Origin of the sequence: Pseudomonas sp. HMSC076A11 (genome assembly GCF_001810205.1) — a bacterium.
Classification (GTDB): Bacteria; Pseudomonadota; Gammaproteobacteria; order Pseudomonadales; family Pseudomonadaceae; genus Pseudomonas; species Pseudomonas aeruginosa.
The window spans coordinates 1-14,872 of sequence record NZ_KV800271.1 but is presented as its reverse complement, the minus strand read 5'-3'; the positions used below and the strand labels follow the sequence as shown (position 1 = coordinate 14,872).

At 65.9% G+C, this 14,872-nt stretch carries 13 protein-coding genes; 5 read left to right on the top strand and 8 right to left on the bottom strand.

Going from position 1 to position 14,872, the window contains the following annotated elements:
* The first annotated feature begins 65 nt into the window (after nucleotides 1–65).
* Complete coding sequence (locus HMPREF2716_RS04020; protein WP_003123730.1) at nucleotides 66–602, top strand: chorismate lyase; 537 nt, start codon at nucleotides 66–68, stop codon at nucleotides 600–602.
* A 26-nt stretch (nucleotides 603–628) separates the two neighbouring features.
* The gene (gene ubiA, locus HMPREF2716_RS04015) at nucleotides 629–1,519 is read left to right on the top strand and encodes a 4-hydroxybenzoate octaprenyltransferase (RefSeq protein WP_003104612.1); all 891 of its coding nucleotides are present in this window, start codon (nucleotides 629–631) and stop codon (nucleotides 1,517–1,519) included.
* A 23-nt stretch (nucleotides 1,520–1,542) separates the two neighbouring features.
* On the opposite strand, the gene HMPREF2716_RS04010 is transcribed toward ubiA, so the two are convergent.
* Nucleotides 1,543–1,926, bottom strand: a complete 384-nt coding sequence (locus HMPREF2716_RS04010) for a COG4315 family predicted lipoprotein (protein ID WP_003096652.1) — start codon at nucleotides 1,924–1,926, stop codon at nucleotides 1,543–1,545.
* 176 nt (nucleotides 1,927–2,102) lie between these two features.
* Here HMPREF2716_RS04010 and phoB point away from each other — a divergent pair, with 176 nt between their 5' ends.
* From phoB to HMPREF2716_RS03995, 3 genes are all read left to right on the top strand, one after another.
* Nucleotides 2,103–2,792: a phosphate regulon transcriptional regulator PhoB gene (gene phoB / locus HMPREF2716_RS04005; RefSeq protein ID WP_003096653.1), complete on the top strand. Its 690-nt coding sequence runs from the start codon at nucleotides 2,103–2,105 to the stop codon at nucleotides 2,790–2,792.
* Between the two features lie 73 nt (nucleotides 2,793–2,865).
* A complete protein-coding gene (gene phoR, locus HMPREF2716_RS04000) occupies nucleotides 2,866–4,197 on the top strand; it encodes a phosphate regulon sensor histidine kinase PhoR (protein ID WP_003121316.1) in 1,332 nt (443 codons plus the stop codon).
* Nucleotides 4,198–4,299: 102 nt separating this feature from the next.
* Nucleotides 4,300–5,640, top strand: a complete 1,341-nt coding sequence (locus tag HMPREF2716_RS03995) for a hemolysin family protein (protein WP_003096655.1) — start codon at nucleotides 4,300–4,302, stop codon at nucleotides 5,638–5,640.
* A gap of 34 nt (nucleotides 5,641–5,674) precedes the next feature.
* On the opposite strand, the gene HMPREF2716_RS03990 is transcribed toward HMPREF2716_RS03995, so the two are convergent.
* The 7 genes from HMPREF2716_RS03990 to pstS form a co-directional block, all read right to left on the bottom strand.
* On the bottom strand, nucleotides 5,675–6,574 hold the full coding sequence (locus tag HMPREF2716_RS03990; protein WP_003096656.1) for a peptidoglycan DD-metalloendopeptidase family protein: 900 nt from the start codon (nucleotides 6,572–6,574) through the stop codon (nucleotides 5,675–5,677).
* Between the two features lie 115 nt (nucleotides 6,575–6,689).
* Nucleotides 6,690–7,592, bottom strand: coding sequence for a response regulator (locus HMPREF2716_RS03985; RefSeq protein ID WP_003096657.1), 903 nt, complete (start codon nucleotides 7,590–7,592; stop codon nucleotides 6,690–6,692).
* A 118-nt stretch (nucleotides 7,593–7,710) separates the two neighbouring features.
* Nucleotides 7,711–8,439: a phosphate signaling complex protein PhoU gene (gene phoU / locus HMPREF2716_RS03980; protein WP_003096661.1), complete on the bottom strand. Its 729-nt coding sequence runs from the start codon at nucleotides 8,437–8,439 to the stop codon at nucleotides 7,711–7,713.
* Nucleotides 8,440–8,534: 95 nt separating this feature from the next.
* Nucleotides 8,535–9,368, bottom strand: a complete 834-nt coding sequence (gene pstB, locus HMPREF2716_RS03975) for a phosphate ABC transporter ATP-binding protein PstB (RefSeq protein WP_003096663.1) — start codon at nucleotides 9,366–9,368, stop codon at nucleotides 8,535–8,537.
* A 15-nt stretch (nucleotides 9,369–9,383) separates the two neighbouring features.
* Complete coding sequence (gene pstA / locus HMPREF2716_RS03970; RefSeq protein WP_003096667.1) at nucleotides 9,384–11,060, bottom strand: phosphate ABC transporter permease PstA; 1,677 nt, start codon at nucleotides 11,058–11,060, stop codon at nucleotides 9,384–9,386.
* A gap of 19 nt (nucleotides 11,061–11,079) precedes the next feature.
* Nucleotides 11,080–13,113 carry an ABC transporter permease subunit gene (locus HMPREF2716_RS03965; protein ID WP_083318185.1) on the bottom strand — a complete coding sequence of 678 codons (2,034 nt, stop codon included), beginning with the start codon at nucleotides 13,111–13,113 and terminating at the stop codon, nucleotides 11,080–11,082.
* 422 nt (nucleotides 13,114–13,535) lie between these two features.
* Complete coding sequence (pstS, locus tag HMPREF2716_RS03960) at nucleotides 13,536–14,507, bottom strand: phosphate ABC transporter substrate-binding protein PstS (RefSeq protein ID WP_003096673.1); 972 nt, start codon at nucleotides 14,505–14,507, stop codon at nucleotides 13,536–13,538.
* Between the last annotated feature and the right edge of the window lie 365 nt (nucleotides 14,508–14,872).

Sequence of the window (14,872 nt, the reverse complement as noted above, 5' to 3'; positions counted from 1 at the left end):
GCAGACCGGCCGCCGGCCGAACGTGCTACCCTCGCCGCCTTCTGCCGCCGTCTCGTAGTCCCGTCATGCCCAGCAATGCGCTCTGGCTTCGCGCCGACCAACTGTCAAGCGTCTCCCCCGCCGTCCTCGACTGGCTGTTCGACGAGGGGTCGCTGACCCGGCGCCTGACCGCCCTGGCCGACGGCGCGTTCCGCGTCGAACCCCTGCTGGAAGGCTGGCAGACCCTGCGCGACGACGAATGCCAGGGGCTCGACGTCCCTCCCGGCAGTAGCGGCTGGGTCCGCGAGGTCTACCTGCATGGCCACGACCGTCCCTGGGTGTTCGCCCGCAGCGTGGCGGCGCGCAGCGCCCTGGAAGGCTCGGGCTTCGACCTGGCGCTGCTCGGCACCCGCTCGCTGGGCGAGTTGCTGTTCAGCGACAGCGCCTTCGAGCGCGGGCCCATCGAAGTCTGCCGCTATCCGGCGGCCGGTCTGCCCGCCGAGGTCCGCGCCGAGGGTCTCTGGGGCCGTCGCTCACGGTTTTCCCGCGGCGCGCTCGGGGTGCTGGTGGCGGAGGTGTACCTACCGCGCCTGTGGGACCAGGCGGGAATCGCCGACGTATAATCCCCCGGTCGACTCCGGAGGTCCCCATGTTCGTCACCCTGATCAAGCCGCTGGCCCGCCTGCACCCCCGCGCCTGGGACTTCGTCCAACTGGTGCGGCTGGACCGGCCGATCGGCATCTACCTGCTGCTCTGGCCGACCCTCTGGTCGCTGTGGATCGCCGCGGACGGCGTGCCGGAACTGAAGAACCTGCTGATCTTCGTCCTCGGCGTCATCCTGATGCGCGCAGCCGGCTGCGTGATCAACGATTTCGCCGACCGCAATTTCGACGGCCATGTCGCACGCACCAAGGCGCGCCCGCTGGCCACCGGCAAGATCAGCGTGCGCGAGGCCTGGATCACCTTCGCCGTTCTGGTCGCGCTGAGCTTCGGCCTGGTCCTGCTGACCAATGCAACGACCGTCTGGCTGTCGTTCGGCGCGGTAGCCGTGGCCTCGCTCTACCCCTTCATGAAGCGCTACACCTACTATCCGCAGGTGGTGCTGGGCGCCGCCTATTCCTGGGGCATCCTGATGGCCTTCACCGCCGAGCGCGGCGAATTGCCGGCCAGCGCCTGGCTGCTGTTCCTGGCCAACGTGCTGTGGACGGTCGCCTATGACTCCTACTACGCGATGACCGACCGCGAGGACGACCTGAAGATCGGCATCAAGTCCACCGCAATCCTCTTCGGCGATGCCGACCGCCTGATCATCGGCAGCCTGCAGGGCCTGACCCTGCTCCTGCTAGTGCTGGCCGGCAACCGCTTCGAACTGGGCCTGTGCTTCTACCTCGGCCTGGCGGTGGCGGCGGCCTGCTTCGTCTGGGAAGCCTGGTCGACCCGCGACCGCGACCCGCAGGCCTGCTTCCGCGCCTTCCTGCACAACCACTGGGCTGGCCTGGCGATCTTCCTCGGCACGGTCGCCGACTACGCGCTGCGTTGAGCGGCGCGCAGGCCGGCGGCCGTCTAGTCCATGTCCGGCTGGGCGACGTGCCAGGCGCCCATCTTGCCGTCACCGTTCTTGTCGCCAGGCTTCTTGTCCTGGATGAAGGTATAAAGGGGCTTGCCGTAGTAGGCCCACTGCTGGGTGCCGTCCTCGCGAGCGACCAGGCTCCAGTCGCCGCTGGCCTGCGCTCCCTGGGCCGCGGCCAGCGGCGGCCAGTTCTTCGCGCACTGCCCGGAACAGGCGGATTGCCCTTCGCTGTCCTTGTCGTAGGTATAGAGCGTCATGCCCTTGCCATCGACCAGCACGCCGTCCTTTTCGGTGGCCGGCGCCACCGTTTCCTGGGCCAGCGCGGCGAACGCCGGCAGGGCCAGCGCCAGACCCAGCGCCAGGTGGATTCTGTTCATCGCGTCTCTCTCCTGTGTCTTCAGGTGGAGCGTTCGCCGCCCGCAGGGACGGCACCGGAACCTGTTGAGCATAGCCCCGCCGCGGGCAGTCGGCGGAAACTACGCCGTTGTGTCACATACCTGACACAATTTCGTTATCTAATGCGGCGCAAGACAGATCGACCCGAGGCAAGACCATGGTTGGCAAGACAATCCTCATCGTTGATGACGAAGCACCGATTCGCGAGATGATCGCCGTGGCCCTGGAGATGGCCGGCTACGAGTGCCTGGAGGCGGAAAATACCCAGCAGGCGCACGCGGTGATCGTCGACCGCAAGCCGGACCTGATCCTGCTCGACTGGATGCTCCCCGGCACTTCCGGCATCGAACTGGCGCGACGCCTGAAGCGTGACGAACTGACCGTCGACATCCCGATCATCATGCTCACCGCCAAGGGCGAGGAGGACAACAAGATCCAGGGCCTGGAGGTCGGCGCCGACGACTACATCACCAAGCCGTTCTCGCCCCGCGAGCTGGTCGCCCGCCTGAAGGCCGTGCTGCGCCGCACCGGGCCTGGCGACAGCGAGGCGCCGATCGAGGTCGGCGGCCTGCTGCTGGACCCGATCAGCCACCGCGTGACCATCGACGGCAAGCCGGCCGAGATGGGCCCCACCGAGTACCGCCTGCTGCAGTTCTTCATGACTCACCAGGAACGCGCCTATACCCGCGGCCAACTGCTGGACCAGGTCTGGGGCGGCAACGTCTATGTCGAGGAGCGCACCGTCGACGTGCATATCCGCCGCCTGCGCAAGGCGCTCGGCGAGGTCTACGAAAATCTGGTTCAGACTGTCCGCGGGACCGGCTATCGTTTCTCCACCAAGAGCTGACCCCGCTCCCGGCCGCCCAGCGGCCGGAGTCGTTTCCCCTGGACGGTCCCGTGACGGACCGCCACTGGACAGGATGCAATCCGTCGTGAACCAAGACTGGCGTGGAGCGCTGATCCGCCACCTGCTTCTCGTGCTGGCCGCCAGCCTCGTGCTCGGCGTGGTCAGCGGCCATTACGGCTGGGCCCTGGCCCTCGGCCTGGCTCTCTACCTCGGCTGGACCCTCTGGCAGCTACTGCGCCTGCACCAGTGGCTGCGCAACCACCAGCCAGACGAGCCACCGCCGGACAGCTACGGCCTCTGGGGCGAAGTCTTCGACAATATCTACCACCTGCAACGCCGCAACCAGCGCGCCCGTGGCCGCCTGCAGGCGGTGATCGACCGGATCCAGGAGTCCACCGCGGCCCTGCGTGACGCGGTGATCATGCTCGACAGCGACGGCAACCTGGAATGGTGGAACCTCGCCGCGGAAAACCTGCTCGGCCTGAAGACCCCGCAGGACGGTGGCCAGCCGGTGAGCAACCTGATCCGCCATCCGCGCTTCAAGGAATACTTCGACCAGGAGGATTACCGGGAGCCGCTGGAAATCCCCTCGCCGATCAACGAGCGCCTGCGCCTGCAATTCCACATCACCCTCTACGGCAACCGCGAGCACCTGATGCTGGTCCGCGACGTCACCCGCGTCCACCAGCTGGAGCAGATGCGCAAGGACTTCGTGGCCAACGTCTCCCACGAGCTGCGTACGCCGCTGACGGTGATCGCCGGCTACCTGGAGACCCTCCTCGACAACGTCGAGGATGTGAACCCGCGCTGGCTGCGCGCCCTGCAGCAGATGCAGCAGCAGGCCGGACGCATGCAGAACCTGCTCAACGACCTGCTCCTGCTGGCCAAGCTGGAGGCCACCGACTACCCCGGCGACAACAAGCCGGTGGCGGTGGACGCTCTCCTCGCCAGCATCCGTAACGACGCCCAGGCCCTGTCCGCCGGGCGCAACCACCGCATCAGCCTGGACGCCGCACCCGCTGTGCAGCTCAAGGGCAGCGAGGCGGAACTGCGCAGCGCCTTCTCCAACCTGGTATTCAACGCGGTGAAGTACACCCCCGACGAAGGCGAGATCCGCATCCGCTGGTGGGCCGACGAACAGGGCGCGCACCTGTCGGTGCAGGACACCGGTATCGGCGTCGATCCCAAGCACCTGCCGCGCCTGACCGAGCGCTTCTACCGGGTGGACTCCAGCCGCGCCTCCAACACCGGCGGCACCGGCCTCGGCCTGGCCATCGTCAAGCACGTGCTGATCCGCCACCGCGCGCGCCTGGAAATCAGCAGCGTGCCCGGCAAGGGCAGCACCTTCACCTGCCATTTCGCCCCGGCGCAGGTCGCCGAGGCCGAGCGCAAGGCGCCGAAGTGAGCCTCGTCGCGGTGCCGCGCCGCCGGCGTCGGCACGGCCAAGGCTTGCAAGCGACGACACAGCCCCTCATTCTTAAGGGCCTTTTGGCTACCGCACACCCCCATGGACCCTTCTCCTAGTACCAGCATCGCCACCTATTTCGCCGATGCCGGCCTGATCCTCTTCGCGCTTTTCCTCGTCCTGCTCAATGGCTTCTTCGTCGCCGCCGAGTTCGCCATGGTCAAGCTCCGCGCCACCCGCGTGGAAACCATCGCCAAGCAGCACGGCTGGCGCGGCGCCATCCTGCGCAAGGTTCACAACCAGCTGGACGCCTACCTGTCCGCCTGCCAGCTGGGCATAACCCTGGCCTCCCTGGGCCTGGGCTGGGTCGGCGAGCCGGCCTTCGCCGAACTCCTGGAACCGCTGCTGGCGATGATCGGCGTGCATTCCGACGAACTGATCCGCGGTATCTCCTTCTTCACCGCGTTCTTCATCATTTCCTACCTGCACATCGTGGTCGGCGAGCTGGCGCCCAAGTCCTGGGCGATCCGCAAGCCGGAACTGCTGTCGCTGTGGACGGCGGTGCCGCTGTACCTCTTCTACTGGCTGATGTACCCGGCGATCTGGCTGCTCAACGCCAGCGCCAACGCCATCCTCAAGATCGCCGGCCAGGGCGAGCCCGGCCCGCACCACGAGCATCACTACAGCCGCGACGAACTGAAGCTGATCCTCCACTCCAGCCGCGCCCAGGACCCCAGCGACCAGGGCATGCGCGTGCTGGCCTCGGCGGTGGAGCTGGGCGAACTGGAGGTGGTCGACTGGGCCAACTCCCGCGAAGACCTGGTCTACCTCGAGCACGACGCGCCGCTGGCGGACATCCTCGCGGTGATCCGCCGCCATAAGTACAGCCGCTACCCGGTCTGGGACAGCCACAAGGGCGAGTTCATCGGCCTGCTGCACATCAAGGACCTGCTGCTGGCGCTGTCCGCCCTGGACAGCCTGCCGGAGACCTTCGACCTCGACGAACTGGTGCGCCCGCTGGAGATCGTCACCAAGCACACCCCGCTGTCGCGCCTGCTGGAGCAGTTCCGCAAGGGCGGCGCGCACTTCGCCGTGGTGGAAGAGGCCGATCACAAGGTGGTCGGCTTCCTGACCATGGAGGACGTGCTGGAAGTGCTGGTCGGCGACATCCAGGACGAACACCGCAAGACCGAGCGCGGCATCCTCGCCTACCAGCCGGGCAAGCTGCTGGTGCGCGGCGACACACCGCTGTTCAAGCTCGAGCGCCTGCTCGGCATCGACCTCGATCATGTCGAGGCGGACACTCTCGCCGGGCTGGTCTACGACACCCTGAAGCGGGTGCCGGAGGAAGAGGAAGTCCTCGACACCGAGGGCCTGCGGATCATCGTGAAGAAGATGCGCGGTCCGAAGATCGTCCTGGCCAAGGTGGTCAAGCTCGACTGAGACGAGCCGGCGCCGCCACGGCGCCGGCGACTTTTCAAGGCTCGCGGACGATGGCGAAGTTCGGCAGGCTGTCGACCGGCTGGGCGAAGTCGTAGGGAATCGACTCCAGCGCCAGGCCGACGTTGCGCTGGATCACGAAGTGCAGGTGCGGCCCGCTGCTGTTGCCGGTGTTGCCGGAGCGCGCCAGCGGCGTGCCGACCTGGACCCGCTGGCCCTCGGCGACCAGTACCGAATGGCGCATCAGGTGCAGGTAGACGCCCATGGTGCCGTCGTCGTGCAGGATGCGGACGAAGTTGCCCGAGGGATTGTTGCCGCGCCCGCTCTGGTTGTTCTCGATCTTCACCACGGTGCCGCCGCGGGCAGCGATGATCGGCGTGCCCTCGGGCATGGCGATGTCCATCGCGTAGCGGCCCTTGGGGGTGAAGTGGCTGTACTTGCCATTGGCGCCCTGGGACAGGCGGAACGGCCCGCCGCGCCAGGGCAGCGGATAGCGATAGAGCAGCGGCTGCTGGCGCGGGTCGCCGAGCGCGTAACGCAGCTTCGGGGTGTAGCTCATCGGCTTGCCGGCCTTGCGCGGCGCCAGGGTCGCCAGGCGCACCTGGCTGCGCGCCGGGACCACCCAGCGAATCGGCCCGTCGGGCACCCCAACGGCATTGCGCGGGTTGCGGATCCGCAACTCGACCTCGACCGGCGCGTAGAGGTCGTTGCGCACCTGCAGGGTCTCGCCACCCGCGTGCTTCTTCGTCTCCAGCTTCACTTCCCGTTCCAGGTGCTCGACCATCCGGTCGCGGAAGACGAACACCTGCGCCCCGGCCACGGCGCGGTCGGAGTAGGTCACCACGCCATTGGCGTCGGTGTACTTGTAGATGGTCAGGGCCGCAGCCGGAGCTGCCGCGGCGAACAGGCCACAGAGAAGGAGAAGGCGCCCTAGCATGACTGCACGGATCGTGTCGTTCTGGTTATCCCGAATCGGCAAGACTAGCAGCGCTTTATTGCCAGGGCGAGACGACAGCGAGCGGGCTGTGAACGGATCGTCGGGAAAAAACCGCTCAGGCGCCGGGAACGTAGTGCTTCTGGGTACTTCCGCGGGCGATCAGGCGCGACAGGTAGTCGAGCTTCTGCGGGTCGCGGTCGACGAAACGCAGGGTCAACAGCAGCCAATCGCTATCCGGCTTCGGCTCCAGCGCGGCGATGGCGTGCAGGTAGCCGTTCAGGCGCGCCACGTCGCTGTTTTCCTCGAGGTCCAGCACCGCGCTTTCCAGCACCTGCGGCAACGGGTCGGCGCGCTTCACCACCAGTTGCGCTTCCTTCAGACTGACCGCCTTGATCACGCAGGGCATGCTGCTCTGCGGCAGGCGCAATTGCGCCTGCCCCAGCGGGTTGCCGCTGCCGGCGGGACGCGCGCTGGCCTGGGGAGCCGAAGCCGGCTTCGGCGCGGGGGCCGGTTTTGCCGGACTGGCGGCAGGCTTGATCACCTCGGCGCGACCACCGGTCAGGGCGGCCAGCGAATCGTTGGCCATGCCGCTGGCGATCTCCCGGCGCGGCGCGTGGGCCGCCAGGGCTTCCAGCTTGCCGCTGCGGCTCAGGGCCTTCTTGATCTTGGCCACCAGTTGGTCATTGGAGAATGGCTTGCCGATGTAGTCCGACACCCCGGCCTGGATCGCCTGGACCACGTTCTCCTTGTCGCCGCGACTGGTGACCATGATGAACGGGGTAGTCTTGAGGTTTTCCTGGGCACGGCACCAGGTCAGCAGTTCGAGGCCGGACATCTCCGGCATCTCCCAATCGCAGAGGATCAGGTCGACGTTCTGCCGACTAAGCAGTTGCTGGGCCTTGCGGCCGTTCACGGCCTCCTCGATATGAAGGCCGGGGAAGTTGTCGCGCAACCCTTTCTTCATCAGATCTCGGATGAAGGGGGCGTCATCCACCACTAGCGCGCTGACTTTGCTCATCGACTTCTCCTGGACAGGTCCGCCTAGGATAGCCTCCCCTGCTGGCAGGATGCCAAGCCTTGCTGCAGTCGCGCGAAGAAACAAGGCTCCAGGTCAAGGGAGCCTTGCCTGCGGAAGATCACTCGCCGCGGTTGTTCTCGACCTCTTCCTTCATGCGGGTCAGGCCGATGTGGCGAACGTCGGTGCCGCGAACCAGGTAGATCACCAGCTCGGCGATGTTGCGCGCATGGTCGCCGATGCGCTCCAGCGAGCGCAGGGCCCAGATGATGTTGAGCACGCGGGATATCGCCCGCGGGTCTTCCATCATGTAAGTGACCAGCTCGCGCAGGGCGGTCTTGTACTCGCGATCGACGGTCTTGTCGTACTGCGCCACGGACAGCGCCAGGTCGGCATCGAAGCGGGCGAAGGCGTCCAGTGCCTCCTGCACCATCTTCTGTACCTGGCTGCCGATGTGCCGAACCTCGACGTAGCCGCGCGGCGACTCGCCTTCCTCGCACAGCTGGATGGCGCGGCGGGCGACCTTGGAGGCCTCGTCGCCGATCCGCTCGAGGTCGATCACCGACTTCGAGATGCTGATGATCAGGCGCAGGTCGGAGGCCGCCGGCTGACGCCGGGCGAGGATACGCACGCACTCCTCGTCGATGTTGCGCTCCATCTGGTTGATCTGGTCGTCGATCTCGCGGACCTGCTGGGCGAGGCCGGAGTCGGCGTCGATCAGCGCGTTGACCGCGTCGTTGACCTGCTTTTCCACCAGCCCGCCCATGGCCAGGAGGTGGCTGCGCACATCCTCCAGCTCGGCGTTGAACTGCTGGGAGATGTGATGGGTGAGACTGTCTTTGTTGATCATGTGGGGAATCCTTCTGGAGCCGCTGCGACCGGTGACATCAACGAGCTACGGAGAGCGCCGGAGGCAGCGGTATCGCCGCGCCTCCGGACGCGCCGCTAGCCGTAGCGGCCGGTGATGTAGTCTTCGGTCTGCTTCTTCGCCGGGTTGGTGAACAGCGTATCGGTGTCGCCGAACTCGATCAGCTTGCCCATGTACATGAACGCCGTATAGTCGGAAACCCGCGCGGCCTGCTGCATGTTGTGGGTAACGATGACGATGGTGAACTTCGACTTCAACTCGTAGATCAGCTCTTCGATCTTCAGCGTGGAGATCGGGTCCAGCGCCGAGCACGGCTCGTCGAGCAGCAGCACTTCCGGTTCCACCGCGATGGTCCGGGCGATCACCAGGCGCTGCTGCTGGCCGCCGGACAGGCCGAGGGCGGACTCGTGCAGGCGATCCTTCACCTCCTCCCACAGCGCAGCCCCCTTCAGCGCCCACTCGACGGCCTCGTCAAGTACGCGCTTCTTGTTGATGCCCTGGATACGCAGGCCGTAGACCACGTTCTCGTAGATGCTCTTGGGGAACGGGTTGGGCTTCTGGAACACCATGCCGACGCGACGGCGCAGCTCGGCGACGTCGACGCCCTTGGCGAAGATGTTGTGGCCATCGAGGCGAATCTCGCCTTCGACGCGGCAGCCATCCACCAGGTCGTTCATCCGGTTGAAGCAGCGCAGCAGGGTCGACTTGCCGCAGCCGGACGGGCCGATGAAGGCGGTCACGCGCTGCTTCGGAATGTTCATCCGGACGTCGAAAAGGGCCTGCTTGGCGCCGTAGAACAGGTTCAGCCCGGGCACTTCCAGTTCGACACTTTCGGAAGCCAGGTCGAGGCTCTGGCGGTCGCGGCCGAGCGCATCGAAGTTGATGCCGTGGCTGGCGGTCTCGTTTTGCATGGGAAGCTCCCTCAATCAGTTTTCCAGGGCCTTGTACTTCTCGCGCAGGCGATTGCGGATCGCGATGGCGGAGAAGTTCAGCAGGGCGATCACCACGACCAGCAGCAACGCCGTAGCGTATACCAGCGGCCGTGCGGCCTCGACGTTGGGGCTCTGGAAACCGACGTCGTAGATATGGAAACCGAGGTGCATGATCTTCTGGTCGAGATGCACGTACGGATAGTTACCGTCGACCGGCAGCGACGGTGCCAGTTTCACCACGCCGACCAGCATCAGCGGCGCCACTTCGCCGGCGGCACGGGCCACGGCGAGGATCAGGCCGGTCATCATCGCCGGGCTGGCCATCGGCAGGACGATCTTCCACAGCGTTTCCGCCTTGGTCGCGCCGAGCGCCAGGGAGCCTTCGCGGACCGCGCGCGGAATCCGCGCCAGGCCTTCCTCGGTGGCGACGATCACCACCGGCACGGCGAGGATCGCCAGGGTCAGCGAGGCCCAGAACAGTCCGGGGGTACCGAAGGTCGGCGCCGGCAGGGCCTCGGGGAAGAACAGCCGGTCGATGGAACCGCCCAGCACGTAGACGAAGAAGCCCAGGCCGAACACGCCGTAGACGATCGCCGGTACGCCGGCGAGGTTGTTCACGGCGATGCGGATCACCCGGGTCAGCGGCCCCTGCTTGGCGTACTCGCGCAGGTAGACCGCAGCGATCACGCCGAACGGGGTGACGATCAGCGCCATCACCAGGGTCATCATCACGGTGCCGAAGATCGCCGGGAAGATACCGCCCTCGGTATTGGCCTCGCGCGGATCGTCGCTGAGGAACTCCCAGAGCTTCTTGAAGTACACCGTCATCTTGGTGCCCAGGCCCATGGCGTTGGGCTGGTAGGCATGCACCAGCTTGCCAAGGGTGATTTCGCTCTCGCGGCCGCTGGCGTCGCGCATTACCACGCTGTCGCGGTTGAACTCCTGGTGCAGGCCGTTGAGCTGCTCTTCCAGGACCTTGTAGCGCGCCTGCAACTCGCTGCGCTCGGCGGCCAGGTCGGCCTGGGCGGCGGCGTCCAGCTTGCCGTCCAACTGCAACTTGCGCTCTTTCAGGCGCAGGCGCTCGAGACCGTGGTTGATCCCGCCGATGTCGCCCTTCTCCAGCTTGTAGAGCTTGGCGTAGAGGTCATCCACCCGCTGCATGCGCTTCTGCAGTTCGCCTACCGCGGCGTCGCCTTCGGCGACCACCTGGCCGTTCTCCTTGACGCTCAGCAGGTAGCCGTAGAAGTTGCCCCACTCGCGGCGTTCGAGAACCATCAGCGCTTCGGGACGCTTGATGTCCTGCAGCCACTCGCCGACGACCCAGGAGAAATCGCTGCCGTAAAGCTCGCGGTTGCCCAGCTTGAGCAGCTCGCGGGTCATGAATTCGGGGCCGGCCTCCGGGACCGGCATGCCGGCGCTGCGCAGGCGCGCGCGCGGCACTTCCTCGGCCTGGACCACCTCGCCGATCACGGTCTTGGCGGCTTCGCCAGGGATCTGGTAAGTCGCCTCGATGACGTTCGCCGGCCAGAAGTGGCCGAGGCCGCGTACCGCGATCACCGCCAGCAGGCCGATGGTCATGATCACCGCGATCGACACCGCGCCGGCGTTCATCCACACCCAGGGCGAGCCGCTGCCGAACCAGGCTTTGACGGTTTCCTGTTTCTGTTTCACAGAGCTATACCTCCGCCGCTTACAACGACGCGTATTTCTTGCGCAGACGCTGACGGATCAGCTCTGCCAGGGTGTTCATCACGAAGGTGAACGTCAGCAGTACCAGCGCCGAGAGGAACAGCACGCGGTAGTGGCTGCCGCCGACCTCCGACTCGGGCATCTCCACCGCAACGTTGGCTGCCAGGGTGCGCATGCCTTCGAAGATGTTCAGTTCCATCACCGGGGTATTGCCGGTCGCCATCAGCACGATCATGGTCTCGCCGACGGCGCGGCCCATGCCGATCATCAGCGCCGAGAAGATGCCTGGGCTGGCGGTCAGGATCACCACGCGGGTCAGCGTCTGCCAGGGCGTGGCGCCCAGGGCCAGGGAGCCGTAGGTAAGGCTGCGCGGCACGCTGAAGATGGCGTCTTCGGCGATCGAGAAGATATTCGGGATCACCGCGAAGCCCATTGCCAGCCCGACGATCAGGGCATTGCGCTGGTCGTAGGTGATGCCCAGGTCGTGGCTCAACCAGAGGCGCATGTCGCCGCCGAAGAAGGTGGTCTCCAGGTGCGGGCTCAGCCACAGGGCGAAGGCGCCGACGGCGAGCACCACCGGGATCAGCAGCGCGGCTTCCCAGCCGGCCGGCAGGCTCAGGCGGATACGCTCGGGCAGGCGGCTCCAGAGCAGGCCGGCGAGAAGGATGCCCAGCGGCGTCAGCAACAGCAGGCTGAACACCCCTGGCAGGTGGCCTTCGACGTAGGGCGCCAGGAACAGGCCGGCGAAGAAGCCGAGGATCACCGTCGGCAGCGCCTCCATCAGCTCGATCACCGGCTTGACCTTGCGGCGCATCGCCGGAGCCATGAAATAGGCGGTGTAGACGGCGGCCGCGATGGCCAGCGGAGCTGCCAGGATCATCGCGTAGAAGGCGGCCTTGAGCGTGCCGAAGGTCAGCGGCGAGAGGCTCAGCTTCGGTTCGAAGTCGGTGGTCGCGGCGGTGGACTGCCAGACGTAGGCCGGCTTGTCGTAGCTCTCGTACCAGACCTTGCCCCAGAGCGCGCTCCAGGAGATTTCCGGGTGCGGGTTGCTCAGGGCGAAGCGGTGGATCTTGCCACCCTGCTCCAGCAGCAGTCGGTTGGCCCGCGGCGACAGGGTGATGACCCCGGAAGAGTCGGCGACCGGCTGGACCAGCAGGGGACGGTGCGCCGTGCTGTGGAAGACGCCGAGGTTGCCCTTCTCGTCCAGGGCGATGAAGCCCTTGCGCCGTTGTTCCGGAGCGATGGCGCTGATCGGCGCGCCATCCAGGTTGAAGTCGCGAACGTGCGACAGGCGCGGTTCGCCGTCGGTATCGCGAGCCATGAACCACTGGGCGATGCCACCCTTGGAATCGCCCACCAGCAACGAGATGCCGCCCAGCAGCTGGGTGCTCGCGGTGACCTCGGCGTTGGGGTCTTCCAGCAGCTTGTAGCGACCGTTCAACTGGCGGCTGTGCAGGTCGAACACATCGGCGGTGGCACGTCCGTTGATCACGTACAGCCACTGCTTGCGCGGGTCGAGGTAGATGGCTTTCACCGGTTCGGCGATCTGCGGGAGTTCGATGCGCTCCTCGTCCAGCGTGCTTTCGCCGGTCAGCATGTTCTCTTCGCGAGTCATGCTCAACAGCAGCAGTTGCTTGTCGACGGAGCCAGCCAGCAGCAGGCTGTCGTCGCCGGCATTGATGCTCACATGCTCCAGCGGGCGGCCCTGCGGATCGAGACCGATCGGGGTCTCGCCGTAGGGGAAGGCGATCTCCGGGGTGATGGTCTTCTTGTTGTCCGGGTAGGTGACCTTGTAGGTGTGCTGGAACACCAGCACCTGTCCGTTGGACAGGCCCAGGGCGACCGTCGGGCTGCCCGGCTGGTCCTGGGCGATCGAGCGGATCTCGCTGCCCGCCGGAAGCGGCAGAGCGACACGCTTCAGTTCGACGCCGGTCTTGGCGTTGAAGAAGAGGATCTCGCCCTGGCCGCCGACGCGCATGGCCACCTGGTTCTGCTCCTCGATGCTGAGCAGCAGGGGCACCTGCGCCTGCTGCATCCAGGCCGGAGTCAGCGCTTCGCGGGTCTCCAGGTCGGCGCCGCGGAACAGCGGGAGCACGACGTAGGCCAGGTAGAAGAAGATCAGGGTGATCGCCGCCAGCACGGCCAGGCCGCCGACCAGCACGTACCAGCGGGTCAGGCGGTCCTTGAGGGCACGGATGCGGCGCTTGCGTTGCAGGGCTGGCGTATTGAAGTCAATCCGCTCGGGAGCAAGGGAGGAGTTCATCGGGGAGTTGGCCATGTCGTTCATGGGGTGACACCCTAAAGGCTCTGTATGACAGACAGATGACAGCAACATGACGCAACAAAGCCCGCCAGCAGAGCCTCGCTGGCGGGAAAGGCCGGCGGGTCCTAGCGCCCGCCGGCAGAGCCTTCATGCCTGGACGGCCCATCGCTGGGCCATCCGCTCAAGTCACTGGATTACAGGCCCAGTTCCTTGATCGCCTTCTCGGCCACCTTGGCCGGCAGCGGGATGTAGCCGTCCTTGACCACGACCTGCTGGCCGGTCTTGGACAGAACCAGCTTGAGGAACTGAGCCTCCAGCGGATCCAGCGGCTTGTTCGGCGCCTTGTTCACGTAGACGTAGAGGAAGCGCGACAGCGGGTAGGTGCCGTTCAGGGCGTTCTGCTCGTTGTCCTCGACGAAGGCAGCGCCTTCCTTCTTGGCCAGGGCCACGGTCTTCACGCTGGCGGTCTTGTAGCCGATACCGGAGTAGCCGATGCCGTTCAGCGACTGGCTGACCGACTGCACCACGGAAGCCGAACCCGGCTGCTCGTTGACGTTCGGACGGAAGTCGCCTTTGCACAGGGCTTCTTCCTTGAAGTAGCCGTAGGTGCCGGAAACCGAGTTGCGGCCGAACAGTTGCACCGGCTTCTTCGCCCAGTCACCGGTCAGGCCCAGGTCGCCCCAGGTCTTCACGTCCTGCTTGCTGCCGCACAGGCGGGTAGCGGAGAAGATCGCATCGACCTGCTGCATGGTCAGGCCTTTGATCGGGTTGTCCTTGTGCACGAAGATCGCCAGGGCGTCGACAGCGACCGGGACGGCGGTCGGCTTATAGCCGTACTTCTGCTCGAAAGCCTGCAGCTCGACGTCCTTCATCTTGCGGCTCATCGGGCCCAGGTTGGCGGTGCCTTCGGTCAGGGCCGGCGGCGCGGTGGAAGAACCGGCAGCCTGGATCTGGATGTTCACGTTCGGATAGAGGCGCTTGTACTCCTCGGCCCACATGGTCATCAGGTTGGCCAGAGTGTCGGAGCCGACGCTCGACAGGTTGCCCGACACACCGCTGGCTTTCTGATATTCCGGCAGCGCCGGGTCGATCGCGGCTACCGCGGAAGCGGCGCCTACGCCTGCGGCGACGAACGTCAGGGCCGCCATCAAACGCTTGAGTTTCATGCCTTGCTCCTTGGACAGGATGGGGTTGGATGGAACGGGGGCCAGTATCGTCAGGCCGCATGAAGACTCTATGAAAGGAATGTGACAGTTGGATGAAATGCCATCAGCCTTCCGACATTTTTCCGCAAGCCTTGGGAGAAGCCCTGCCACACCCCTGAAAGCCTGGAAACACAAGGGCTCCAGCCTTTCACGGAGGGGCCCGGGAGGCCCTCTGGAGCGCGTTTTCGATCCGCCTGGGGGAGGTAGCCGTCCATCCGTTTCATGCAGGATGGGTAGTTTCCAGGGCAATTGTGACAGTTGCCGCCGGCATTCGCAGTCGAGAAAAGAAGCGAGGAAGCACGCCTTTTTCCGCGCGCAAAAGCAAA

What these genes read in the sequence shown, in the direction of transcription:
- HMPREF2716_RS03965 (WP_083318185.1), bottom strand. Translation starts at nt 13,113, where the DNA reads ATGCAGCAGGCGCAGGTGCCCCTGCTGCTCAGCATCGAGGAGCAGAAC.
- HMPREF2716_RS03985 (WP_003096657.1), bottom strand. Translation starts at nt 7,592, where the DNA reads ATGAGCAAAGTCAGCGCGCTAGTGGTGGATGACGCCCCCTTCATCCGA.
- pstS (WP_003096673.1), bottom strand. Translation starts at nt 14,507, where the DNA reads ATGAAACTCAAGCGTTTGATGGCGGCCCTGACGTTCGTCGCCGCAGGC.
- pstB (WP_003096663.1), bottom strand. Translation starts at nt 9,368, where the DNA reads ATGCAAAACGAGACCGCCAGCCACGGCATCAACTTCGATGCGCTCGGC.
- phoR (WP_003121316.1), top strand. Translation starts at nt 2,866, where the DNA reads ATGCAATCCGTCGTGAACCAAGACTGGCGTGGAGCGCTGATCCGCCAC.
- HMPREF2716_RS04010 (WP_003096652.1), bottom strand. Translation starts at nt 1,926, where the DNA reads ATGAACAGAATCCACCTGGCGCTGGGTCTGGCGCTGGCCCTGCCGGCG.
- ubiA (WP_003104612.1), top strand. Translation starts at nt 629, where the DNA reads ATGTTCGTCACCCTGATCAAGCCGCTGGCCCGCCTGCACCCCCGCGCC.
- HMPREF2716_RS03990 (WP_003096656.1), bottom strand. Translation starts at nt 6,574, where the DNA reads ATGCTAGGGCGCCTTCTCCTTCTCTGTGGCCTGTTCGCCGCGGCAGCT.
- HMPREF2716_RS04020 (WP_003123730.1), top strand. Translation starts at nt 66, where the DNA reads ATGCCCAGCAATGCGCTCTGGCTTCGCGCCGACCAACTGTCAAGCGTC.
- HMPREF2716_RS03995 (WP_003096655.1), top strand. Translation starts at nt 4,300, where the DNA reads ATGGACCCTTCTCCTAGTACCAGCATCGCCACCTATTTCGCCGATGCC.
- phoU (WP_003096661.1), bottom strand. Translation starts at nt 8,439, where the DNA reads ATGATCAACAAAGACAGTCTCACCCATCACATCTCCCAGCAGTTCAAC.
- phoB (WP_003096653.1), top strand. Translation starts at nt 2,103, where the DNA reads ATGGTTGGCAAGACAATCCTCATCGTTGATGACGAAGCACCGATTCGC.